Source organism: Myxococcus sp. AM010 (assembly GCF_013372585.1).
Classification (GTDB): domain Bacteria; phylum Myxococcota; class Myxococcia; order Myxococcales; family Myxococcaceae; genus Myxococcus; species Myxococcus vastator.
Window position 1 is genome coordinate 56,463 of record NZ_JABXEO010000013.1, and the last position, 26,572, is coordinate 83,034.

The following is a 26,572-nucleotide window of genomic DNA, read 5'->3' on the forward strand; positions in this document are numbered from 1 at the left end:
CCACATGGCAAATCGCACTGACGAGTCGAACGAGCTGTCTCCCGCCAAGCGCATGCTGGTGGCGCTGGAGAAGATGCAGTCGCGGCTGAGTGCCGTGGAGGGCGCCGCGAAGGAGCCCATCGCCATCGTGGGCATGGCGTGCCGCTTCCCGAAGGCGGACGATGTGGAGGCCTACTGGCGTCTGCTCGAAGGGGGCGTTGACGCCGTGCGGGAGATTCCGCTCGACCGGTGGCCCCGGGAGGACGTCTCAGGTCTTGGGGAAGGCGCGATGCGCTGGGGCGGCTACCTGGACGCGGTGGACGGCTTCGACCCGGGCTTCTTCGGCATCTCTCCTCGCGAGGCCGTGCGGATGGACCCCCAGCAGCGCCTGCTGCTGGAGGTGGCGTGGGAGGCGCTCGAGGACGCGGGCCTGGACGTCGACAAGCTGTCGGGCAGCCGCAGCGGCGTCTTCATCGGCGCCTGCAATGACGACTACCACTGCATGCAGGTGGAGCAGCCGGAGACAGGCGACGCGTTCAGCGCCACGGGCGTCGCCGCCAGCGTCCTCTCCGGCCGCCTGTCCTATCTCTTCAACCTCCAGGGCCCGAGCCTGGTGGTGGATACGGCGTGCTCGTCCTCGCTCGTGTCGCTCCACCTGGCCTGCCAGAGCCTGCGGGCGCGCGAATGCAACATGGCGCTCGCCGGCGGTGTGAACCTGATTCTCTCGCCGCAGTCCGTGCAGCTCGTGGCCAAGCTCCAGGCGCTCGCGCCGGACGGCCGGAGCAAGGCTTTCGATGCCTCGGCCAACGGCTTCACCCGCGGGGAGGGCTGCGGCATCGTCGTCCTGAAGCGGCTGTCGGATGCGCTCGCGGACGGTGACCACATCCTGGCGACGATTCGTGGCTCGGCCATCAACCAGGATGGCAAGTCGACCGGGCTCACCACGCCCAACGTGCTCTCGCAGCAGGCACTCATCCGTCAGGCGCTGGACAGCGCGGGGCTGAAGCCGGAGCAGGTGAGCTACGTGGAGGCGCACGGCACCGGGACGCCCATCGGTGACCCCATCGAGGTGGAGGCGCTGCGCGAGGCCTACGGCGCGCCGCGCGCGGATGGTGGCGTGTGTGGCATTGGCTCGGTGAAGACGAACCTGGGACACCTGGAGTCCGCGGCGGGCGTGGCGGGCATCATGAAGGTCGTCCTCGCGATGCGTCACCAGCGCATCCCGGCGCACCTGCACCTCAAGCAGGTGAACCCGCGCATCCAGATGGAGGGCAGCGCGCTCACCATCCCCACGCGGCTCACCCCGTGGGAGACGTCCGGACAGCCCCGCCGCGCGGGCGTCAGCTCGTTCGGCATCAGCGGCACCAACGCCCACGTCATCCTCGAAGAGGCACCCGCTCCGACGGCGAAGGAGGCGCTGCCACCCCGGCCGGAGCTGTTGCCCCTGTCCGCGCGCAGCCGTGAAGCCCTCCAGGCCCTCGCGGAGCGTCATGCGGAGCGCCTGGGCCGGGGTGGGGCGGTGCGCCTCTCCGACGTCTGCTACACGGCGTCGTCCCACCGCACCCATCACACCCACCGGCTGGCGGTACTGGCGGACGCTCCCGAGCGCACCGCGGAGCGGCTCCGGGCCTTCGCGCGAGGCGAGCTGCCCGAGGGCACCTGGACGGGCCGCAAGGCGTTCGGCGCGCGCCGGAAGGTCGTCTTCGTCTACCCGGGGCAGGGCGCGCAGCGGGCAGGCATGGGCCGGGCACTGATGGCGCAGGAGCCGGTGTTCCGGGACGCGCTCGTCCAGGTGGACCAGGCGCTGCGGCCCCATCTGGGCTGGAGTGTGCTCGACGAAATCGCCGCGGACGAGCAGCGCTCGCGCCTGGCGGAGATCGACATCAACCAGCCAGTCCTCTTCGCCGTCGAGGTGGCGCTGACGGCGCTGTGGCGCTCCTGGGGCATCGAGCCCGACGCGGTGATGGGCCACAGCATGGGCGAGGTCGTCGCCGCGCACGTGGCTGGCGCGCTGAGCCTGGAGGATGCCTGCCTCATCATCTGCCACCGCAGCAAGCTGATGCGGAGCCTGGGCGGCCGCGGCGCGACCATGGCGCTGGTCGAGCTGTCGGCGGAGGAGGCCGAGGAGGCCATCCGTCCCTGGAGCGGCAAGCTCTGGCTGGGCGGCCTGAATGGCCCCCGCGCGCAGGTGCTGTCGGGGGAGCCGGAGGCGGTCCAGGAGGCAGTCGCGGCCCTGGGGCAGCGCGGCGTCTTCACCCGCTGGGTGAAGATGGACGTGCCGTCGCATACGCCGTTGGTGGAGGTCATCAGCCGCGAGCTGGAGGGCCGCGTGGCGCGCATCTCCCCGCGTGCCGCGCAGGTGCCCGTCTGCTCCACCGTGACGGGTGGGTTCCTGGAGGGCGCGAAGCTGGACGCCGCCCACTGGGGCAACAACCTCCGCCTCCCGGTTCGCTTCGAGGCGGCTACACGGCAGCTTTTGGCGAGCGAGCACACCGTGTTCATCGAGGTGAGCCCGCACCCCGTGCTGCTCCCGGCCGTCGAGCAGACGCTGGGCGCCGTGGACACGGAGGGCGTGGTGCTGGCTTCCCTGCGGCGTGGAGAGGACGAGCGGCACTCACTCCTGTCCTCGTTGGGCGCCCTCTACGCTGTGGGCCACCGTGTCGCGTGGAGCCGGCTGTACCCGGGCAAGGGGCTGCTCGTGCCGCTGCCTGCGTACCCCTGGCAGCGCGAGCGCTTCTGGATGGAGCCGGTGTCCCGCGCGGCGCGGACGTCGAGGTCCACCACCGGGCATCCGCTCATCGGTGAGCGCATCGACCTGTCCGCGCAGGGGGATGTCACCCGGCTGTGGCAGGTGCAGCTGGGCCCGAAGCACTTCCCGCTGCTGTCGGAGCACCGCGTCCAGGGCGTGCCCGCCTTGCCCGCGGCGGCCATGGCCGACATGGCGCTGAGCGCGGCCAGCCAGACGCTGGGGGCACCCGTCTCCCTGGAAGAAGTGAGCTTCAGCGCGCTCATGGCCTTCCCGGAGGACGCGGAGCGGGTGCTCCAGTTGTGGCTCTCCGCGGAGCGTTCGGGGACCCACACGTTCCGGCTCTTCAGCGCGCCCGTGCTGCGGGAGGCGCCGACGGATGAGTTGAACTGGACGCTCCATGCGGAAGGCACCCTGCGCCCGGGCGACTCGACGTCTACGGAGCCCGCGGGCCTGGAGGCGCTGCGCGCGCGGCTGAGTACCCCGGTGTCCGTGGAGGCGCACTACCAGGGGCTGCGCGACATCGGCCTGGACTACGGCCCCAGCTACCGCGTCGTCACGGAGCTCTACCGCGCGGACGGTGAGGCGCTGGGCCGCGTGCAGCTCGCGGGCGAGCGGACAGCGGAAGACGCCCGGTACAACCTGCACCCCGCGTTGCTCGACGGTTGCTTCCAGGTCCTCGCGGCGGCGCTGGGCGGGGTGGACGGCGAAGGCGGCGTGTATGTCCCGTCGTCCTTCTCCCGGCTGCGCGCCCTGGCTCCGGCGGAGGCCGCGCTCTGGAGTCACGTTCGCATCGTCAACGGGGCTGCTCCGGGGGCGAGCGCCATCGAGTGCGATGTCACCCTCCTGGATGACGTGGGCCGGGTGGTGGCGGAGGTGCAGCGGCTGGTCTGCAAGAAGATCTCCGCGGCCAGTACGCCTGTCGATGAAGTGGACCGGTGGATGTACTCCGTCCAGTGGCAGCCGCAGCAGCGCGTGGCCCGGCAGGACGCTGGCGCCGCGCGTGGTGCGGGCCGGTGGCTCGTCTTCGCGGACGCGCGTGGCGTCGGACAGTCCCTGGTCCGGGGGCTCGCGGAGTACGCCGAGGCCTGCGTCGTGGTGGAGGCGGGGCCTGCCTACGCGCGGCTGTCCGAAGACCACTACCGCGTCAACCCGTCGCGCCTGGAGGACTTCCAGGCGCTCCTCCGAGACGCCTTCAGCGAGCAGTCGCCGTGCAAGGGCATGGTGCACCTGTACGGGCTCGACGTGGCGTCCAGCGTGGCGGAGCCAGACGACTTCGCGCAGGCCGTGACGCTGAGCGGGACCAGCGTGGTGTCCCTGCTCCAGGCGTGGGCCCAGCGGGGCTGGCGCGACGCACCGCGCCTGTGGCTGGTGACGTCGGGCTTGCACGTCCTCGCCCAGGACTCTGCGCCGGGCGCTCCGGGGGCCGCGCCGCTCGCGGGCCTCGCGGCCGTCATCACGCATGAGCATCCGGAGCTTCGCTGCGCCCATGTGGACCTGAGCGCGCAGCCGTCCCCCGAGGAAGTCACGTCGCTGGCCGGGGAGCTCCTGGCGGACGGCGCGGAGGACCGGGTCGCGCTGCGCGGGAGTCAGCGCCACGTCGCCCGGCTGGGGCGGAGTGTCGCGGGTGGCAAGGCGACCGAGCCACGTGAGCTCTCGGCGGAGGGCGCGTATCTCATCACCGGCGGTCTGGGCGGGCTCGGGCTGGAAGTGGCGAAGTGGCTCGTCCAGCGAGGCGCCCGGCACCTGGCGCTCACCGGACGGAGCGCGCCCAGCGACGAGGCGAACCGGACGCTGGAGGACCTCCGTGCAAGCGGCGCCGACGTGCGCGTCTACACGGCGGACGTCACCCGCGCCGATGAGGTGACGCGTCTTCTGGCTTCAATGGATGCGGAGCTGCCGCCGCTATGCGGCCTTGTCCACGCGGCGGGTGTCATCGCCGACGGGGTGCTGGCGCAGCTCGACGCCGAGCGGCTCCGCGCGGTGCTGGCTCCGAAGGTCCAGGGCGCCTGGAATCTGCATGCCCAGACGCTGGGCCGCCCGTTGGACTTCTTCGTGATGTTCTCCTCCGCGGCGTCGATGCTCGGCTCGCCAGGGCAGGGCAACTACGCGGCGGCCAACGCCTTCATGGACGTGCTCGCGCACCACCGGCGTGCGGCGGGGCTCCCCGCGTTGAGCGTCAACTGGGGCCCCTGGGCCGAGGTGGGCCTCGCCGCGGTGGCGACGAACCGGGGCGACCGCCTGGCCCTGCGCGGCGTGGGCAACATGCCACCCGCGCAAGCCCTGGACGCGCTGGGGCGCCTGTTGGCGAAGGACGCCGCCCAGGTGGCCGTGGTGCCGCTCGACCTGCGGCAATGGCGTGAGTTCTACCTGAGCGCGGCGCAGTCTCCCTTCCTCTCCGGGCTGATGCAGGAGCGGGTGAGCCCGCCGGCGTCACGCAGGGGCAGCGCGATGCAGCTGCTCGCGGCGGCGGAGCCTTCCCTGCGGCGGGGAGTGCTGGAGGGCTACCTGCGCGAGCAGCTCGGGCGCATCCTCCGCATGGAGCCGGCGCGCATCGACCCCGAGCAGCCGTTTGGAGACCTCGGGATGGACAGCCTCACGGGGCTGGAGCTGCGCAACCGGCTCGAGTCCGGGCTGAAGCTCACGCTGTCCGCGACGCTGGCCTATGCCTATCCCACGGTGCGGACGCTGACGGCGCACCTGTTGGGAAAGCTGGAGCCTGTCCTCGACGAGGGAGCCCGCGTCCCGGTGCGCCCGGTGGCGAAGGAGGCGCAGGCCGTTCCGGTGGCGGGCGCGACGGCGCAGGGCCCCGAGCTGCTCGCCATCGTCGGCATGGGCTGCCGCTTCCCGGGCGGCGCCAACGACCCGGAGGCGTACTGGCGGCTGCTGAGTGAAGGCGTGGACGCAGTCCGCGAGGTCCCCGCTGACCGCTGGAAGAGCAGCGCGGACGCGGCGGAGCACAAGGGCACGCGCTGGGGCGGCTTCCTGGACCGCGTGGATGGCTTCGACCCGGAGTTCTTCGGAATCGCGCCACGCGAGGCCGTGGCGATGGACCCGCAGCAGCGCCTGCTCCTCGAGGTCGCATGGGAGGCGCTGGAGGATGCGGGCCTGCCGAAGGCGCGCCTGTCGGGAACTCGGACAGGTGTCTTCGTCGGTGTCTGCGGCAATGACTACGCGATGCTCCAGGCGGAGCGCGACGTGGAGGGTGACGTCTACTCCGTCATCGGCTGCTCCAACAGCGTGATTGCCGGGCGGCTCTCGTACCTGCTGGACCTGCGGGGGCCGGCCCTGTCGGTGGACACGGCGTGCTCGTCTTCACTGGTGGCGCTGCACCTGGCTGGCCAGAGTCTGCGCAACCGCGAGTGCGACGCGGCGCTCGTGGGCGGCGTCAATCTGCTCCTGTCCCAGCGGCCCAGCTCCTGGCTCTCCAAGCTGACGGCGCTGTCTCCGGATGGGCGCTGCCGGACCTTCGACTCACGGGCGAATGGCTTCGTCCGGGGTGAAGGCTGCGGCGTCGTGGTGCTGAAGCGGCTCTCGGATGCGCTGGCCAGCGGTGACAACGTCCTGGGCGTGATTCGCGCCTCGGCGGTGAACCAGGACGGTGGCTCCACCGGCCTGACGACGCCCAACGTGCTGTCGCAGCAGGCCCTGATTCGCGAGGCCCTGACGGCGGCCCAGGTGTCGCCCAGGGACATTGGCTACATCGAAGCCCACGGAACCGGGACGCCACTCGGCGACCCGATAGAGGTGGAGGCGCTTCGGGAGACCTACGGCCACCGGCGCGAGGATGACTCGCGCTGCTTCCTCGGCTCCGCGAAGACGAACATCGGTCACCTGGAGGCGGCGGCCGGCATGGCGGGCCTCATCAAGGTGCTCCTCGCGCTCCGTCACGAGGCCATCCCGAAGCACCTGCACTTCAAGGCGCTCAACCCTCGCATCTCCATCGAGGACACGCCCTTCGCCATTCCGACGCAGCAACAGCCCTGGCCGGCCTCCCAGCGGCGCCGTTACGCGGCGGTGAGTTCCTTCGGCATCAGCGGGACGAACGCGCACGTGATTGTCGAAGAGGCGCCGGCGTCTTCGCCCGTGTCCGAGGCCACCCAGACGGCCGCGCGCCTGCTCACGCTGTCCGCGAGGAGCGATGGCGCCCTGCGCGCATTGGCCCGCTCGTACCACGCACTCCTGGCTCAACCCCGGGACGTGGCGCCGCGGCTCGAAGACCTCGCCTACACCGCGGCGCTGCGGCGCAATCCCCACGAACACCGGCTCGCGGTGGCTGGCCGCACGGCGGCGGAGTGGGGCGAACAGCTCCAGGCGTTCCTCGAAGACGGGGCGCCGCCGTACCTGACGACGGGCGTCGCGGAGGGGCGCCGGGAGCAGGTCGTCTTCATCTTCGGTGGCCAGGGCTCGCAGTGGCGGGGCATGGGGCGCGACCTCTTCGCGAGCAACGAAGCCTTCGCCGCCGCGCTGCGCGAGGTGGATGCGGCGCTGGCTCCGCACACCCAGAACTCCATCATCGACGCGCTGATGGCGGACGGCCCCGAGTCCCGTCTGGGGGAGACGGAGGTGGCCCAGCCCGCCATCTTCGCCATCCAGGTCGCGCTCGCGGCCGCATGGCGTGAGCTGGGCGTCGGCCCGGCCGCGGTCGTGGGGCACAGCGTGGGCGAGGTGGCCGCTGCGCACGTCGCCGGCGCGCTGAGCCTGGCCGAGGCCGCTCGGCTGGTGGCGCACCGCAGCCGCATCATGCAGAAGGCGACGGGCCAGGGTCGCATGGCCTCCGTCGAACTGTCGCCCCAAGAGGCCGAGCGCGAGCTGGCGCCCTACGTGGACCGGCTGTCGGTGGGGGCCATCAACGACGCCCGGAGTGTCGTTGTGTCGGGTGAGCCGGCGGCGCTCGGCGCGCTGCTCGAAAGCTTGCGTGCGCGAGGTGTCGCCACACGGGACCTGGGCGTCAACTACGCCTTCCACAGCCACCAGATGGCACCGCTCCAGGCCGAGCTGACCCAGGTCCTGAGTCACGTCGAGACGCGGCCGACGTCCATCCCGATGTTCTCGACGGTGAGCGGCGAGGCCGTCGACGGCACGTCCCTCGACGCGGCGTACTGGGCGAGCAACGTCCGCGAGCCGGTGCGGTTCTCGGCGGCGGTGGAAGCGTTGCTGGCGGACGGGCAGCGGCTCTTCGTCGAGCTGGGGCCCCAGCCCGCGCTCGGCCGGTACGTGTCGCAGGCGCTGGGACGCCGCGAGCTGGAAGGCGCTGTGGTGCCGTCGCTGCGCAAGGGGCGGGACGGCCAGACGGTGATGCTGGGCGCGCTGGGCGGGCTCTATGTGAAGGGCTACCCCGTGGAGTGGAGCCGGCTCTTCCCGGAGGGAGGCCGGGTCGCGGCGCTGCCGCTCTACCCATGGCAGCGCTTGCGGTACTGGATTGACGACGCTCCCGTGACGACGTTGACCCGGACCTCCGTGGCCCGGGGCGTGGACACGTCGAGCGCCCCGCGTCCGGATGACTGGGTCTACGACATCACCTGGCATGCGCGTGAGCGCGAGGCACCGTCGTCGCGCGCGCCCATGAACGAAGGGACCTGGCTCGTCTTCGGGGACCGCGAGGGCACAGGTGCCGCGCTGACGGCCCACCTGGAAGCCCAGGGCGAGTCGTGCTGGCTGGTCGTCCCCGGTGAGGTCGCGGTCGTCGAAGGCCAGAAGGTGCGGTCCATCCACCCGGACAACGCCGAGCACTACGCGCGGTTGCTCCAGGACGTGGGCCTGGTGAAGGCCGTGGTGCACCTGTGGGGCGCGGACAGCGTGTCCGGCGCGGAGCCCACGCTCGCGGAGGTGGAGTCCGCACAGAAGCGAGGCGTCCACACGGCGCTGCGGCTGGTGCAGGCACTGGTGAAGGCACCGTCCGCGAGCGGCGCCCGTTTGTGGCTGTGCACGCGGGGGGCCCAGCCGGTGGGCGACGTCACGAGCGGCTCGCCCATACACGCGCCGCTGTGGGGCCTGGGCCGTGTCCTGGCGCTGGAGCACCCGGAGGTCTGGGGCGGGCTGCTGGACCTGGACCCCGCCGCGCCGGAGGGCGAGGTGGAGGCGCTGTGGCGTGAGCTGTCCGGAGCGGATGGCGAGGACCAGGCGGCCTTCCGCGGTGGCACCCGCTACGTTGCTCGGCTGGTTCCCGCGGCGCCTGCCGCAGGCGGTGCCCGCCTCACGCTTCGCGCGGATGCGACGTACCTCGTCACGGGCGGATTGGGCGGATTGGGACTCCATGTGGCGCGCTGGCTCGTCTCCCAGGGGGCGCGTCACCTCGTGCTGCTGGGCCGGAAGGGACTGCCGGGCCGCGACGCGTGGGCCGCCATGCCCCGCGACAGTGACGTGGGCCGGCAGGTCGCCGCCATCGAGGCCATGGAAGCGGAGGGCGCCGTCGTCCACGCCCTCAGTTCCGATGTGGCGGATGCGGTACGCATGACGGAGGTCATCGACGCCGTCCAGCGTGGCCCGGCTCCGCTGAAGGGCGTCATCCACGCAGCGGGCGTGTCCACGCAGGTGTCGCTGGAGGCCATGGACGAGGCGGAGCTCGCCTCCATCCTGCGCCCGAAGGTGGCGGGGGGCTGGGTGCTGCACCAGGTCACGCAGGGGCTGGACCTGGACTTCACCGTCTATTTCTCTTCGGGCTCGGCGGTGTGGGGTTCGGCGCAGATGGCGCACTACGCCGCGGGCAACCAGTTCCTCGATGCGCTGGCGCACCATCGCCGCGCCCAGGGCCAGCACGCGCTGAGCATCAACTGGGGGCCGTGGGCGGCCGAGGGCATGGTCGCCGAGGAAGGGCTGCGCTGGTTCGAGCGCATCGGCGTGCGCGGTGTCACCGTGGAGAGCGGGCTCCAGTTGCTCGGAGCGCTGCTCGCAGCGGACGTGACGCAACGGAGCGTGGCGCGGATTGACTGGAGCCTCTTCAAGTCCGTGTACGAGGCGCGAGCGCCCAGGCCGCTCCTGGAGGCGCTCGGTGCGTCGTCCTCCGCGCCCACGCCGGTGGCGTCAGTGGACGGCAGCGAGGCACTGGCGCAGTTGCGCAACGCCACGCCAGCGCGGCGCAAGGAGCTGGTGACGTCGTGGGTGCGTGAGGAGGTGTCCCGGGTGCTGGGCTTCGCGTCCAGCGCGGCGGTGAAGCTGGAGCAGGGCTTCTTCGACACGGGGATGGATTCCATCACCGCCGTGGAGCTCCGGCGCCGGCTGGTGGCGCGCTTCGGTGTCCAGCTCCCGTCCACCATCGCCTTCGACCGTCCGACCGTCCTGGCCCTCGCCACGTATCTGCTGAAGGACGTGCTCCGGCTGGAGGTGGAGGCGACCGAGGAGACGGGCCGCGTCGTGAGCAACGCGACGGAGCCCATTGCCATCATCGGCATCGGCTGCCGCGTCCCGAGGGCCTCGGGCCCCGACGCCTTCTGGAAGCTGCTGGAGGGCGGCGTGGACGCCATCCGCGAGGTCCCCACCTCGCGCTGGAAGGTGGACGAGTACTACGACGCGCGGCCGGGCGTCCCTGGCAAGACATACACGCGCTGGGGCGGCTTCCTGGACGACGCGGATCAGTTCGACGCCCAGTTCTTCGGGATTGCGCCTCGCGAGGCCTCGAACATGGACCCACAGCAGCGGCTGCTGCTGGAGGTCGCCTGGGAGTCGTTGGAGCACGCGGGGCTCGCGCCCGCGCGGCTGGCCAACACCAAGACGGGGGTGTTCGTCGGCATCGGCAGCAACGAGTACGCGATGCTCAACGGCGTGGGCAGCGCGTCGGCGGCGGGCGACGCCTATATCGCCACCGGCAACGACGCGAGCTTCGCCGCGGGCCGGCTGGCCTACCTGCTCCGCTTCCAGGGGCCGGCGATGAGCCTCAACACGGCGTGCTCATCGTCACTGGTGGCCGTGCACCTCGCCTGCCAGGCCCTGCGTGGTGGCGAGGCCAACCTGGCGCTGGCGGGTGGCGTCAACATGACGCTCGCGCCGCACTCCACCATCTATCTGGCGCAGCTCCGGGCCCTGTCGGCGGACGGCCGGTGCAAGACGTTCGACGAAGCCGCCGACGGCTACGTGCGCAGCGAGGGCTGCGGCATGGTCGTCCTCAAGCGCCTGTCGGATGCGAAGCGGGATGGTGACGACATCCTCGCCGTCATCCGTGGCTCGGCCGTCAATCACGACGGCCCCAGCAGCGCGCTCACCGTGCCCAACGGGGATGCCCAGCAGCAGGTCCTCCGCGCCGCCCTGGCCAACGCGAACGTCGCGCCTTCCGACGTGGACTACATCGAGGCGCACGGCACGGGCACGTCGCTCGGTGACCCCATCGAGGTCCGCGCCGTGGCCAACGTGCTCGGCGAGGGCCGCGCGCCCCAGCAGCGGCTGATGATGGGCTCGGTGAAGACCAGCGTTGGCCACCTGGAGGCCGCGGCGGGCATCGCCGGGCTCATCAAGGTCGTCCTGGCGCACCGGCATGGCGTGATCCCGCCGCACCTGCACCTCAAGAAGCTCAACCCGCACATCGAGCTGAACGGCTTCCCGCTGGACATCCCGACGCAGGTCACCCCCTGGCCGGAGCGGACGCGTCCACGAATCGCCGGTATCAGCGCCTTCGGCTTGAGCGGCACCAACGCGCACATCCTCGTGGAGGAGGCGCCGCGGCCCGAGCCATTCAAGGCGCAGTCCGAGCGCGGCGCGCAGGTGCTCGCGCTCTCTGCGAAGACGAAGGGTGCGCTCGCGCAGCTCGTGGGCCGAGTCGGGGAGCACCTCGCCCAGCGGACGGAGCTGTCGCTCGCGGATGTCGCCCACGCGGCGAACACCCAGCGCACGTCCTTCTCCCACCGCATGGCGCTCGTCGTGGAGACGGCGGAGCAGGCCCGGGAGCGGCTGCAAGCCTTCGCCCGAGGGGACGAAGTGCCCCGGCTGGCCCAGCACCGCTTCGAGGGTGAAGCGCCCAAGGTCGTCTTCGTCTTCACGGGACAGGGCGCGCAGTACGCGGGCATGGGCCGTGAGCTGTACGAAACGGAGCCCGTCTTCCGCGCGGCCCTGGACCGGTGCAACGCGCTGCTCGAGGGCGAGTGGAGCCACTCCCTCCTCTCGGTGATGCACGGGACGGACGCGCGCATCGACGACACCGGGTACACGCAGCCGACGCTCTTCGCGCTGGAGTACGCCCTGGCGGAGCTGTGGCGCTCCTGGGGTGTCGAGCCCTGGGCGGTGCTGGGGCACAGCGTGGGTGAGTACGTGGCCGCGTGTGTGGCGGGCGTGCTGGAGCTCGAGGACGCGCTCCGGCTCATCACCCGGCGCGCGCGGCTCATGCAGGCGCTGCCTCGCGCCGGGGAGATGGTGGCCATCACCGCGAGCGAGGCGGTCGTCGCGCAGGCCCTGGCGCCGTACGCGGACCGCGTGTCGATTGCCGCGGTCAACGGACCCACGGACACCGTCATCGCGGGCGAGCGTGAGGCAGTGGAGGCCCTCTCCGCCGCGCTTCAGGCGCAGGGCTTCAAGGCTCGGCGGCTCACCGTGTCCCACGCGTTCCACTCGCCGCTGATGGAGCCGATGCTGGATGCGTTCGAGAAGGCGGCGGGAGCACTCGCCTTCCGGGCGCCGCGAATCCACCTGGTGTCCAACGTCACGGGGCAGGTGCTGGAGGAAGGCACGGTGCTCGACGCCGGGTACTTCCGCCGCCACGTCCGTGAGGCCGTGCGTTTCCACGACGGCCTCATGGCGCTGCGGGCCCTGGGCGGCACCGTCTTCGTGGAGGTCGGCCCGCATCCGACGCTCACGGGCATGGCGCTCAAGGGCCTGGGGGACGACGCGGGCACCTGGCTGCCGTCGCTGCGCAAGGGACAGCCCGAGCAGGCGCAGATTCTCTCCAGCCTGGCCGCGCTCTACACCCAGGGCGTGGACGTGGACTGGAGCGCGCTGAACGGCGAGCGCCGCCGGACCCGTGTCGCGCTGCCCGTCTACCCGTGGCAGCACCAGCGGCACTGGCTGGATGCCCCGAAGGCGTCCCGCACACCCTCGACGCTCACCACGGCGCAGGCGCTCGTCGGCCAGCGGGTGCGCTCGCCCTTGAGCAAGTCTCTGGTCTTCGAGGGCCGCTACAGCGCGCGGTCGCTCCCGTTCCTGGAGGACCACCGGCTCTACGGCACCATCGTCGTGCCCGGCTCGTGCCACATCGCGCGCATCATCGCGACGGCGGCGCAGTCGTTCGGCGCGGGGCCGTACACCATCGAGAAGTGCGTCTTCTCGCAGCCCATCGTGCTCGCGGACGATGAGGAGCAGCTCGTGCAGCTCGTGCTCGCGCCCAAGGGACAGGGGCGGTACGACTTCGAGCTCTACAGCCTCTCCGCCACCGCCGATGAGGAGACCGAGGGATGGCTGCTGAACGGCACGGGGACGCTGTTGAGCGGAGACGGGCCCGCGCGTCCCGCGCCCCTCTCGCGACAGGACATCGAGGCGCGCTGCGCGCGTCAGCTCGACGGCGGGCTCTACGAGCGCAACTGGGACATCGGCTTCAACCTGGGGCACGCGTTCCGCTGGATTGAGCGCATCCACAGCGGAGGCCGCGAGGCGCTGTGTCAGATGCGCCTTCCCACGGAGCAGGACGACCGGAGCCTGTACGTCCACCCGGGCCTGGTCGACTCCTTCCTGCAGGCGATGGGAACGGACCTCATCCGCGAGGACGCGATGCTGAGCACCGTCTACGTCCCCATCTCCGTGGAGCGCCTCCGCTTCCACGCGCAGCCCACCGGCCCCGTCTGGGCCTACGCCGTGCGCAGGGACGCGGAGGAAGCCGTCGGCGAGGTCATCACCGGCGACGTCCTCGTGGTCGACGCGGAGGGCCAGGTACTCATCGAGATTGAGGGGCTGAAGCACAAGCGAGCGCCGCGCGAGGCCCTGATGGCGGTGCTGCGCCACGGCCAGCGGGACTCCCTCTACGAGCTGGGCTGGAAGCCGCGGCCCGCGTCCGAGGCGACGCCCGAAGCTGGTTGCTGGATTGTGTTCGCTGACACCGCGGGCACCGCGGAGGCGCTCGCGGAGCGCATCCAGAAGCAGGGCGGTCGCCCGGTACTGGTCCATCCGGGAGCGGCGTTCGTTCGTCATGGCGAAGGCCGCTTCACGCTGGATGCGCAGCGGCCCGACGACTACGCGCGGCTGCTCCAGGAAGCGGTGCTTCCCGGCGAGCCCCTCGGCGGCATCGTCCACCTCTGGGCGCTGCGTGGGCCCGGTGGCGAGGAGGTGGAGGCCCTGCGAGCGGCGCACCAACTGGGGGCGGGCAGCGCGCTCTCCCTGGCCCAGGCGCTGGCGAACTCCGCCCTCACCGCGCGCATCTGGTGGGTGACGCGGGGCGCCCGCGCGCTCGACACGCGTCCCACGCCGCTGGCGATGGAGCAGGTCCCCCTCTGGGGCCTGGGCGCCGTCTTCTCGCAGGAGCACCCCGAGCTGTGTGGCGCGCTCATCGACCTGGACCCCTCCGCCCTGGGGGACGCGGCCGACGCCATCTGGCGCGAGCTGGGCGCCACCGACGGTGAGCGGCAGGTGGTGATTCGCGAAGGGCAGCGTCACGTGGCCCGCCTTCGCGAATCGCGGGACGTGACGCGGACGGAGCCGCTCCGCCTGAACCCGGAGGCGAGCTACCTGCTCACGGGCGGGCTCGGTGGATTGGGCCTCTCGTTGGCCGGGTGGATGGTGGAGCGGGGCGCCAGGAGCCTGGTGCTCCTCGGACGCGGCGGCCCCAGGCCCGAAGCGCAAGAGGCCATCCGCGCGCTGGAGACGGCGGGGGCGAAGGTGCTCGTGCTCCAGGCGGACGTGTCGAAGCAGGAAGACGTCCGGCGCGCCTTGGCGGAAGCGGAGTCGCTTGCGCCGCTGCGCGGCGTGGTCCACGCGGCGGGGGTGCTGGACGACGGCGTCCTCCTGCAACAGGACTGGAAGCGCTTCACCCGGGTGCTCGCGCCCAAGGTGGACGGCGCGTGGCACCTGCACACGTTGACGCAGGGCAAGCCGCTCGACTTCTTCGTCCTGTACTCGTCTGCGTCGTCGCTGCTGGGCGCGCCGGGGCAGGGAAGCTACGCGGCGGCCAATGCCTTCCTGGACGCGCTGGCGCATCACCGGCGTGCCCTGGGGCTCCCGGCGCTGAGCATCAACTGGGGCCCCTGGGCCCAGGTGGGCATGGCCGCGGAGCTCGCGTCCCGCTACCAGGCGCAGGGAGTGGAGGCCTTCACCCCGGCCGAGGCGCTGGAGGCTCTCGGCAAGGCTTTCTGCCGCGCGCAGCCGCAGCTCACCCTGTTGCAGGTGCAGTGGTCGCGCTACCTGGCGCAGTTTCCCCGGGACGCGGCGCCCACGCTGCTCGCCGACGTCGCGGGCCAGGTGCGTGCCGAGCCCGAGGCGGACGGCCCGTCGGCCTCCGAGCTGCGGCGCCGGCTCGACAGCGCGGAACCCCGCCAGCGCATGGCGCTGCTGCTGGAGCACGTCCTGGACGCCGCGGTGCGGGTGCTCGGGCTGGAGTCCTCAGCGCCACTGGAGCCACGGCAGCGGCTGTTCGAGGTGGGAATGGACTCGTTGATGGCGCTGGAGCTGCGCAACCGGCTGCAGAAGACGGTCGGTGCGTCGCTGCCTTCGACGCTCGTCTTCGACTACCCGACGGCGGAGGCCATCGCGGCCTACCTGCTGGGCGAAGTCTTCGGCCAGGAGCCGCAGCTGGCCGCGGAAGGGCAGGGGGAGGCCCAGGACACGGTGCTTCTCGACCGAATCATGGAGCTGTCACCGGATGAGCTCGCCGCTTCGCTCGAAGCGAAGCTCGCCGCACTGATGGAAGAAGGATCATGAGCAACTCGCCAAAGACAGCCGAGCCCTCCGCGTTGCAGCGCGCCGCGTTGCTCGTGGAGAAGATGCAGGCCCGCCTCGAGGTGGTGGAGCGCGCCCGGACCGAGCCCATCGCCGTCATCGGAATGGGTTGCCGTTTCCCCGGTGGCGCGGTTGATGGACCGTCGTACTGGCGGATCCTTCGAGACGGCGTGGACGCGCTCCGCGAGGTGCCCGAGTCCCGCTGGGACGTGCAGGCCTACTTCGACGCGACGCGCGGGATGCCGGGGAAGATGTACGGCACCCGCGGTGGCTTCCTCGATGACGTGGAGCACTTCGACGCCGAGTTCTTCGGCATCGCGCCCCGGGAAGCGGCGAGCCTGGACCCGCAGCAGCGCATCACCCTGGAGGTCGCGTGGGAGGCACTGGAGAACGCGGGCGTGGCGCCCGGTCAGCTCATGGGCAGCAAGACGGGCGTCTTCATGGGGGTGATGTCCAGCGACTACATGGCGCGCCTGCTCAAGGAGAATGACGCGACCCGCTTCGACGGGTACATGGCGACGGGCAACGGCTACAGCTTCGTCCCGGGGCGCATCTCCTACGTGCTGGGCCTGCAGGGGCCGTGCATGCCAATCGACACGGCGTGTTCGTCCTCGCTGGTGTCGCTCCACCTGGCCTGTGAGAGCCTCCGGCGCGGCGAGTCCAACCTCGCGCTCGCGGGCGGCGTCAATCTCATCCTGTCCCCTGAGACGACCGTCTGCCTCTGCAGCATGCAGGCGCTCGCGAGCGACGGTCGCTGCAAGACCTTTGACGCCGCGGCTGACGGGTATGTGCGAGGCGAGGGCTGCGGCATCCTCGTGCTCAAGCGCCTGTCGGACGCGCAGCGTGACGGCGACGACGTCCTCGCGCTGATTCGTGGCTCCGCCGTCAACCATGACGGGGCCAGCGGCGGCCTGACGGTGCCCAACGGACCGTCGCAGCAGGCCGTCGTGACGAAGGCGCTGGAGAACGCGCGCGTGTCGCCGGCCCTCGTGGGCTACATCGAAGCCCACGGCACGGGGACGCCGCTGGGTGACCCCATTGAGCTGCGGGCCCTGGGGGCCGTGCTGGGCAAGGGACGCCCGGAGGACCAGCCCTTCTTCATCGGCTCGGTGAAGACGAACATCGGCCACCTGGAGCCAGCCGCCGGAATCGCAGGTGTCATCAAGACGATTCTGTCGCTCCAGCACCGGGAGATTCCGCCGCACCTGCACTTCCATACGCCCAACCCCCATGTGGAGTGGGACCGCATCCCCGCGCGTGTCCCCGTCGAGCGGGTCCCCTGGCCGGCCCTCCAGGGGCGGCGCATCGCGGGCGTGAGCTCCTTCGGGTTGAGCGGCATCAACGCGCACGTGGTGTTGGAGGAGGCCCCCTCGACCACGTCCTCGCCCGTGCCCACGGAGGACGGGAAGGCGCAGCTCGTCGTCCTGTCCGCGAAGACGGCGCCTGCGCTGGCCGACCTGGCCAGGACGTGGAGCACCTTCCTGAGGGGCGAGGGCGTGGGGACGCTCGCGGACCTCAGCTACACGGCGGCCCTGTGCCGCACGCACCATGACCACCGGCTCGCGCTCGCGGCGAAGTCCTCACAGGAGTTGGTCGCGCAGCTCGACGCGTATGCCGCCGGAGAGAGTCACCCTGGCCTGTCCGTGGGACGCCGGAGCAACAGCCAGAAGGTCGTCTTCGTGTTCCCCGGGCAGGGCTCGCAGTGGCTCGGCATGGGACGGCGGCTGTACGCAGAGGATGCGACGTTCCGCGAGGCCATCGACCGGTGCCACGAGGCGCTGGGCCGCTATACGGACTGGTCGCTGCGCGAGCTGTTGACGAACCCCGAGCAGCAGCCGCGCTGGAATGACATCGACGTCATCCAACCGACGCTGTTCGCCTTGCAGGTGTCGCTCGCGGCGGTGTGGCGCTCACTGGGGCTGGAGCCGCACGCGGTGGTGGGGCACAGCATGGGCGAGGTCGCCGCGGCCCACGTCGCGGGTGCGCTGACGCTGGACGACGCCGCGCGCATCATCTGCGAGCGCAGCAAGCTGCTCCGGCGCGTGAGTGGCAAGGGCGCCATGGCGGTGGTGGACCTCTCGCGCGAGCAGGCGGAGGCGGAGCTGCGGGGCGCGGAGGACCGGATCGCCATCGCCGTCAGCAACGGCCCGAAGGCCACGGTGCTCTCGGGCGACCCGGCCGCGCTGAAGGAGGTGCTGGAGCGCCTGGAGCAGCGCGAGGTCTTCTGCCGCTGGGTGAAGGTGGACGTGGCGTCCCACAGTCCGCAGATGGACCCGCTCCGGCAGGATTTGCTCGAGCGGATGGCTGGCATCCGTCCCACGGGCAGCACGGTGCCGCTCTACTCGACGGTGACGGGTGCCCCCATTGACGGCCGGGAGCTGAGCGCCGCGTATTGGGTGCGCAACCTGCGACAGCCCGTGTTGTTCGCGGACGCGGTGCAGCGTCTCATCCAGGAGGGGAACGTCCTGTTCATCGAGCTGAGCCCCCATCCCATCCTGGTGCCCTTCGTGGATGCGATGCTGCGCGAAGGCGACGCCTCCGGCCGAGGCCTGGTCGTCCCGAGCCTCCTCCGGGAGCAGGAAGAGTGGCCGACGCTGCTCGCGTCCCTGGGCGCGCTGGCCACCCGAGTGGACCGCGTGGACTGGCTCCGACTGCATCCGGACAAGCGGCGGCGCGTTGCACTGCCCGCGTATCCCTGGCAGCGGGAACGGCACTGGCTGGAGCTGGGGCCCACGCGCGCGGCGCGAGGCCACTTCGCGCGCTCGGGGGGGCATCCGCTCCTGGGCACCTCCTTCACGACCTCCGTGCAGCAGGAGACCCGCTTCTGGGAATCCACCCTGAGCGCGAGCGAGCCCGCGTTCCTCGCGGACCATCGCGTGGCGGGCTCGGTGGTGGTTCCAGGCGCGGCCTACCTGGAGATGGCGCTGTCCGCGGCGCACGCGCTGTCGGGCGGCGCAGCGCATGAGCTGGTCGACACCTCCTTCAAGGAGGGCCTGCTCCTGCCCGAGGGCCAGGAGCGCACCGTCCAGTTGGCGCTGCACGGCGAGCAGGGCCGCACCCTCACGTTCCAGCTCTCGAGCCAGAAGGCGGAGACGGAGTCGAGCGCGCCAGCGGGGTGGATGACCCACGTCGTGGGCCAGCTCCGTCTCCTAGAGACAGGGCCGTCGCCGCGGGCGCCCGAGCCGTTGGAGGTCATCCGCGAGCGCTGCCCCGACGTGCTGACCCAAGCGGCGCACTACGAGACGCTGGCACGCAACGGCGTGGCCTACGGGCCCGCGTTCCAGGGCGTGCAGCAGGTCTGGCGGGGGCGAGGGGAGGCGATCGGCCACCTCCGCCTGCCGGAGTCGTTGGCCACGCGGGCCTCGGCGTATCGAGTCCATCCCGCGCTGCTCGACGCCTGCTTCCAACTGGTGTCCGCCGCGGTGCCTCCGGAGGACGTGCCACGGGACGCGGGGCCCGCTGTCCCGGTGGCGCTCGAAAACCTGCGGCTTCACGCCCTGCCCGAGGCGGAGGCCTTCTGCCACGTCCGGATGCGGACACCCGAGGGCACGCGCCGAGGCGTCTACGCGTTCGACCTGGTGCTGCGCGATGCGTCCGGCACGGTGCTGCTGGAGGCGCTGGGGCTGCGGGTTCAGCAGCTGGATGCTCCCGTGGCGGGCGCGGAGGGCAGGGACCTCTTCTTCGCCCAGGAGTGGCGCCATGCCCCCGCCGTCGAGCCGCTCCAGGCCTGGGGCGCCGAGGCGGGCGGGCGCTGGTTGCTCATCGCGGACGGCAGTGAGCTGGCGGACTCGGTGGAGTCACAGCTCCGCGCGCGCCAGGGCGAAGTCACCCGTATCGACCTGGGTGGCTCCAGGCCGGGCCGCCGCGCCGTGGATGTATCGTCGCCGATGGCCTTCGATGAGGTGCTGACGGAGACGTTCGGCACAGGGGCCGCCGCGCGCGGCGTGATTCACCTGACGGGCCTGGAGTCAGGCGACGTGGACCCGTTGATGGGCTGCGGCGGCGTGCTGCACCTCGTGCAGGGGCTCTCCCGGATGGGGCTGTCGAGTCCGCCTCGTTTGTGGATGGTCACGACGGGGCTCCACCATGGAGCGGACAGCCGCTCCGCCTCGGACGTCGTGCAGGCTCCGTTGTGGGGCCTGGGGCGCACGCTCGCGCAGGAGCACGCCGAGCTGAAGTGCACGCGGGTGGACGTGTCCGCGCGCATGAGCATCGAGGACGCCGCTGGCGCGCTGGTGCGCGAGCTGCTCGTGGCGGACGCGGAGGAGGAACTCTCCCTCCGCCCTGATGGGCGGCATGTCGGCCGCATCGTCCGTGGCGAGCCCGGCAGGGCCTCCCATGAAGCGGTCGTCCCCGCCGAGGGCCAACCCTTCCGGGTCGAGCGTGATGCGCAAGGGCGCCAGGAGTACCGGTCCGCGGTCCGCCGTCCGCCGGGGCCTGGAGAGGTCGAACTCGAAGTCGGCGTGGCGGCGCGTCCGGGCCTGGGCAGGTCGTCAAACCCGGAGCGCTGGGACGAAGCAGGTGCCACCGCGTGCAGTGGACGCATCGTGGCCGTGGGCGAGGGCGTGAAGGACGTCACCGTGGGCGAGGAGCGCCTCGCGCTGGTGACGTCGGGCCTCGGCTCGCATCTGTGCGTGCCCGCTGGGAACACCGCGCTGCGCCCGCCCTCGGCGTCGCACGAAGAGGCCGCGGCGCTGGCGGCGACCGTGCTGCCTGTCTGGTACGGCCTGTTCCACCTGGGACGCGTGGAGAAGCGAGACCGTGTGTTGGTCCTCGGGGCCACGAGCGGACTCGGGCGAACGGCCATCCAGTTGGCACGGCGCATGGGGGCGGAGGTCTTCGCCGAAGCCACGGCGGACGGCCAGCGGGTCTCCCTGCTGGAGCTCGGCGCCGCCCACGTCGTGGACCCCGCGGACGCTTCATTCGCCACAGCGCTGCTGGATACGACGGGAGGCCGAGGGGTGGACCTGGCCGTCATCGCGCCGGGCGCTGTCGGCCACGGTCCGAGCCTCGCCGTGCTGGCGGAGGGGGCTCGCGTCATCGACTTGCGAGGGACGTCTGAAGCGCCCTCGGCCGGGGCTGCGAACGTCGCGTGGTGCGTGGTCGACGTGCACACCTTCGCGCGCCGCAAGCCCGACCGGTTCGCCCGGCTGTGGCGCGAGGTGAAGGACGCCTTCGAGGCCGGGGGCCTGCCTTCAGCCATCGAAGAGGTGAGCACGCTCACCCTGAATCATCCCGGGGCGCGCGTGGTGGTGCCGGCCACGGGGGCTCGACGGCTCCGCGCGGATGGGACGTACCTGGTGACGGGCGGCCTGGGAGGACTGGGCTTCGCGGTGGCGAAGTGGATGGTGGAGCAGGGCGCGCGTCACCTCGTCCTCCTCGGGCGTGACACCACGTTGACGCCCGCGCAGCAGGCGGACGTGGCCACGCTCGAAGCGGAGGGGGCGCGCGTGCGGGTGATGGGCGCGGATGTGTCCGACCGCGCTCAGGTGGCCCGGGTGTTCGCGGAGATTGCCGAGGGGGGCACACCGCTGCGAGGCGTCATCCACGCGGCGGGTGTGCTGGATGACGGCGTCCTGTTGCAGCAGACGGTGGAGCGCTTCCGCCGGGTGATGGCGCCCAAGGTCCTCGGTGGCTGGAACCTGCATGTCTTGACGCGCGAGCTGCCGCTCGACTTCTTCGTGCTGTACTCGTCGGCGGCCTCGCTGTTTGGCGCACCAGGGCAGGGGAACTACGTGGCAGCCAATGCCTTCCTCGACGCGCTGGCCCATCACCGCCGGGTGCTGGGGCTGCCAGGCCTGAGCATCAACTGGGGGCCCTTCTCCGAGGTCGGCCTGGCCGCCGCGCAGTCGAACCGGGGAGTGCGCCTGGCGCAGCGGGGCTCCGACAGCCTGACGCCCGCGGAAGGCAACGCCATCCTGGGCCGGCTGTTGGATGGTGACGTGACGCAGATGGCCGTCATGCCGCTCGACCTCCACAAGTGGGTGGAGTTCTATCCGCGCGCGAAGTCCTCGCTCTGGCTGTCGGAGCTCGTCCCGGCCAACGCGGGGGAGGACGCGCGGGCCGCCAGGGATGTGGAGTTGCTTGAAGCCTTGCGGACGGCGACGCCTCGGGACGCGCGGGTGGCGCTGGAGAAGTTCGTTCGCGAGCAGCTGGGCCGGGTGCTCCGGCTCGACTCCGCGCGCATCGACGCGGAGGCGCCGCTGCAGGGCTTCGGGCTCGACTCGCTGATGGGGCTCGAGCTGCGCAACCGGTTGGCGTCGGGACTGGGGCTGTCGCTCCCGGCGTCACTGATTTGGAAGCACCCGACGCTGGATGCGCTCTGCGCGCATCTCCAGAGTGAGGTCATGGATCGCGCCCTGGCTGAGACGCTCGCAACCCAGGCAGAGGCGGTCGAAACCAACGACAACGAGGTCTTCGTCCTATGAGTGTACGGGAGCTGTTGGGCACCCTCGCGGCCAGGGGGGTTCGCCTGCGTGTCGACGGTGACAAGCTGGTGGTGGAGGCGGGAAAGGCCGTCCTCACGCCGGAGCTGCGGACCGAGCTGGCGGCGAACAAGGCCGACATCCTCGCGTTCCTGCGCAAGCACACCGCGCGCAACGAGGCGGGCAGCGGATCGGAGCAGCCCGTCACGAGGCCCCAGGTCATCCCACTGTCCAGCGGCCAGGAGCGGCTCTGGTTCCTGGACCGGCTGTCACCGGGCACCGCGCAGTACAACGTCCATCTGGGATTGCGGGTCCGCGGCGCGCTGGACCCGCTGGCGCTGCGCCGGAGCCTGGACGAGCTGGTCCGGCGGCACGAGGTCCTCCGGACGTCCTTCCCGGAGGTGGACGGAAGTCCAAGACAGTTCATCGCGTCGCCCGACGTGGGCGCGTCGCTGCGCGTCGTGGAGGTTCGAGGGCTGACGGAGGCGCAGCGCGACGAGGAGGTCCGACGGCGCTCGGAGGCCCTGGCCCAGCAGCCCTTCGACTTGTCCCAGGGGCCCCTGTTCCGCGTGACGCTGGTGTCCCTGGACGACGACGACTCCGCGCTCTTCGTGACGAAGCACCACATCATCACGGATGGCTGGTCGCTTGGCGTCTTCGTCCGGGAGCTGTCCGCGCTCTACGCGTTTTTCGTGAGGGGGCAGGCCGCGGCCTTGCCGCCCGTGTCCATGCAGTTCGCCGAGTCGGCCCTGCGTGAGCAGGCCTGGCTGGCGGGGCCTGCTGGTGCCCGGGAGCGGGCCTTCTGGGAGGAGCAGCTCCAGGGCCTGCCGCCGCTTCAGCTCCCCGTGGACCGTGGCGTGTCCAGCGCCACGAGCCACCGCGGCGCGACCGTGCCCGTGGCCTTCTCGCCCGCGTTGAGCGAGGCGCTGCGGGAGCTCGGCCAACGTGAAGGCTGCAGCCTCTTCATGGTGCTCTACGCCGCGTTCGCCGCGCTGCTGCACCGCTACTCAGGGCAGGTCGACTTCGGCGTGGGGACGGTGACCGCGAACCGCGGGAGCGTGCCACCGGACCTCATCGGCTTCATCGCCAACACGCTGGTGCTCCGGAGTGACGTGTCCGGGGACCCGGCCTTCTCGCAGTGGCTGGCCCGGGCGCGCAAGACGGTGCTCGACGCGCAGGACCACCAGGCGCTGCCCTTCAGCGAAGTGGTGAAGGCGGTCGGTGCATCGCGTGAGGGCGGGCTCAACCCGCTGGTGCGCGCCTGCTTCACGCTGGAGAACATCCCCGCGCCCACGCTGGATCTGCCCGGGACGCGCTGGTCCTTCCTGGGCGGAGCGCCCGACGGCAGCGTGGAAGGCGTCGCCAAGTTCGAGCTGTCGCTCATCCTGGCCTCCGGCGAACAGGGCCTGGCTGGCATGCTCGAATACTCGCGAGAGGTCTTCGACGCCTCGACGGCGGAGCGGATGGTGGGGCACCTCCAGGTGCTGCTGGAGGCCGTCGTCGCGAAGCCGGAGACGCCCCTGTCGAAGCTGCCCGTGCTGTCGGCGGAAGAGCGGACGCGGCTGCTCACGGCATGGAATGGTCCGGCGCTCGGCGTCCCGGCGCTGTGCATGCACGAGCTCATCCAGGCCCAGGTGGAGCGGACGCCGAACGCCGTGGCCGTGGTGAGCGGAGCGCGGACGCTGACCTACGCCGCGCTCAACCGCCGGGCGAACCAACTGGCCCATCACCTGCGGCGGCTGGGCGTGCGGCCCGAGGCGCGCGTGGGGCTCTGCGTCGAGCGGACGGAGGAGCTCGTCATCGGGCTGCTGGCCATCCTCAAGGCCGGCGGTGCCTATGTTCCACTGGACCCCGCCTACCCGAAGGAGCGGCTGGCGCTCATCCTGGAGGACGCCCAGGTGCCCGTGCTGCTCACGCAGCAGCGGCTGCTCCCGGAGCTTCCCGTCACCGAGGCGCGGGTGGTGTGCCTGGACGCGGATGCCGCCACCCTCGGCGCCGAGCCGGAGACGAACCCCGGGCGTGTCACTACGCCGGAGTCGCTCGCGTACCTCATCTACACCTCGGGCTCCACCGGCAAGCCCAAGGGCGTGATGATTGACCACCGGAACGCCGTGGCCTTCTTGCAGTGGGCCCAGAGCGTCTTCTCGCCGGAGTCGCTGGCGGGGACGCTGGCGTCGACGTCCATCTGCTTCGACCTGTCCGTCTTTGAAATCTTCACTCCCCTGTGCCGTGGGGCGAAGGTCATCGTCGCGAAGAACGCGCTGGAGTTGCCCGAGCTGCCCGCGGCGAAGGAGGTGACGCTCATCAACACCGTGCCCTCGGCCATGAGCGCGCTGCTGCGAGGGGGCGGGGTGCCGGCGTCGGTCACCACCGTCAACCTGGCGGGCGAGGCGCTGGCGGGGGCGCTGGTCGACGCCATCTACGCCCTGGGCCACGTGCGGGACGTCTTCAACCTCTACGGCCCGAGCGAGACGACGACCTACTCCACGTTCACCCGTGTGAACCGGGGCGAGACGCCGACCATTGGCCGGCCCGTGGGAAACACCCAGGTCTACGTGCTGGACGCGAACCGAGAGCCCATGCCAGTGGGGGTGCCGGGTGAGGTCTACATTGGTGGGCATGGTGTCGCGCGAGGCTACCTGGGCCGGATGGAGCTGACGGCGGAGCGGTTCGTCACGTCTCCCTTCGCGGGGGATGCGGGCGCGCACCTGTACCGGACGGGGGACCTGGCGCGGTGGCTGCCGGACGGGCAACTCGAATACCTGGGCCGCATGGATCACCAGGTGAAGCTCCGCGGCTTCCGTATCGAGCTGGGAGAGATTGGCGCTGCGCTGCAGGCGCACCCAGGCCTCCGCGATGCGGTCGTCGTCGTGCGAGAAGGCCCGGGCGCGGACAAGCAGTTGGTGGCGTATGTGGTGGGCCGCGACGGGAAGGCCCCCGAGCCGGGTGAGCTGCGCGACCACCTGAGGTCCCGGCTGCCCGAGTACATGGTGCCCTTCGTGTTCGTGAGCCTGGAGGCCCTGCCGCTCACGCCGAACGGAAAGGTGGACCGCGCCGCGCTCCCCGCGCCGGAGCGTGTGGGCTCCGGCGCGGCGAAGGCGCACGTCGCGCCGAGAACACCTGGGGAGGCCATGCTGGCGGACATCTGGTGTCAGGTCCTCGGGGTGGAGCAGGTGGGCGTGCACGACCACTTCTTCGAGCTTGGAGGCCACTCACTGCTGCTTTACCGGGTGCTGGTCCTCGCGCGGGCCGCGTCGGGCGCGGACATCCCGCTGAGGGCGCTGTTGCAGTCGCCGACGCTGGAGGAGATGGCGCGCACCATCGAGGCCGCGAAGACGGGCGCGCTGCCGGTCCACGACGTGGTGGCGGAGCTGGAGGTGGACGCCGTGCTGGAGGCCGGGCTGGTGCCGGGAACGGCGCTGCCGCCGACCTCCGGCCCCGCGCGCGCGGTGCTGCTGACGGGCGCCACGGGCTTCCTCGGCGCATTCCTGCTGGAGGCGCTCTGCCAGAAGACGCAGGCGCGCATCCATTGCCTGGTCCGCTCCAAGTCGGAGCAGGAGGGGCTGGCGCGGATCCGCAAGAACCTGGAGAGCTACTCGCTGTGGCGCGAAGACCTGGCGGAGCGAATCGTCCCCGTTCGGGGAGACATCGGCCAGCCCCTGCTGGGCCTGTCGGAAGTGGAGTTCCAGCGGCTGTCGGAGGCGGTGGACGCCGTCTATCACAACGGCGCGCTCGTCAACTTCATCTACCCCTACGAGTCGATGCGCGCAGCGAACGTGCTTGGTACGCGGGAGATACTGCGCTTGTGCATGCGCACGCGCATCAAGCCGCTGCACTATGTCTCCACGGTTTCGGTGCTGCCCGTGGGGCGCCAGCTGCCCTTCCGCGAGGATGAACCGCTGGGAGCCGCTGCGAGCCTGTCGGGCGGCTACGCCCAGAGCAAGTGGGTGGCGGAGAAGCTCGTGCGTGAGGCCTCGCACCGAGGACTTCCAGTGACGATTCACCGGCCGGGGCGGGTGACGGGGCACAGCCGGACGGGGGCGTGGAACACGGACGACCTGGTGTGCAGGACCCTCAAGGGCTGCGTCCAGTTGGGGAGTGCGCCCAGCGTGGACGCGCTGCTGGACGTGACGCCGGTGGACTACGTGAGCAGCGCCATCGTGGACCTGTCCCTGCGTCCCGAGTCCATTGGCCAGACGTTCCACCTGGTCAACCCGCAGTCCGTGCGAGCGGACGAGATGTGGAGCCACATGCGCGCTTTCGGCTACGGGCTGCGCGTGCTCCCCTATGACGAGTGGCTCGCCGAGCTCGGCCTCGCGGCGCCGGAAGACCGTGAGCTGGGAGACCTGCTCCTGTTCCTCCAGCAGGTGCCGCCCGAGGACCGGAGCGTGGGTGGACCGCGCATGGTGGTCTGCGACAGCGGCCACACGCTGAAGGCGTTGGGAGGAACAGGGACGTCGTGTCCGTCCGTGGATGCCACGTTGATCAAGACGTATCTCTCCTCGCTGGTGCAGCGCGGCTTCCTGGCCGCGCCCGGAGGGCGGTGAAGACCAGGGCATCGGCCTGACAGGTCGGTGCC

3 protein-coding genes are annotated in these 26,572 nt (G+C 71.4%); all 3 read left to right on the forward strand.

Annotated features, from left to right (window positions below; genetic code table 11):
- Window positions 1-4: 4 nt before the first annotated feature.
- The 3 genes from HV826_RS09640 to HV826_RS09650 are packed head-to-tail and all read left to right on the forward strand — an operon-like array spanning window position 5 to window position 26,540.
- Entirely contained in the window at window positions 5-15,550 is a 15,546-nt protein-coding gene (locus HV826_RS09640; RefSeq protein ID WP_176416708.1) for a type I polyketide synthase, read from the forward strand.
- Window positions 15,547-21,996 (forward strand): type I polyketide synthase, encoded by a 6,450-nt coding sequence (locus tag HV826_RS09645; protein ID WP_176416709.1) that lies wholly within the window; start codon window positions 15,547-15,549, stop codon window positions 21,994-21,996. Before HV826_RS09640 ends, HV826_RS09645 begins: the two co-directional genes overlap by 4 nt.
- Window positions 21,993-26,540: a non-ribosomal peptide synthetase gene (locus HV826_RS09650; RefSeq protein ID WP_176416710.1), complete on the forward strand. Its 4,548-nt coding sequence runs from the start codon at window positions 21,993-21,995 to the stop codon at window positions 26,538-26,540. The genes HV826_RS09645 and HV826_RS09650 overlap by 4 nt, the downstream gene beginning before the upstream one ends.
- Window positions 26,541-26,572: the final 32 nt, after the last annotated feature.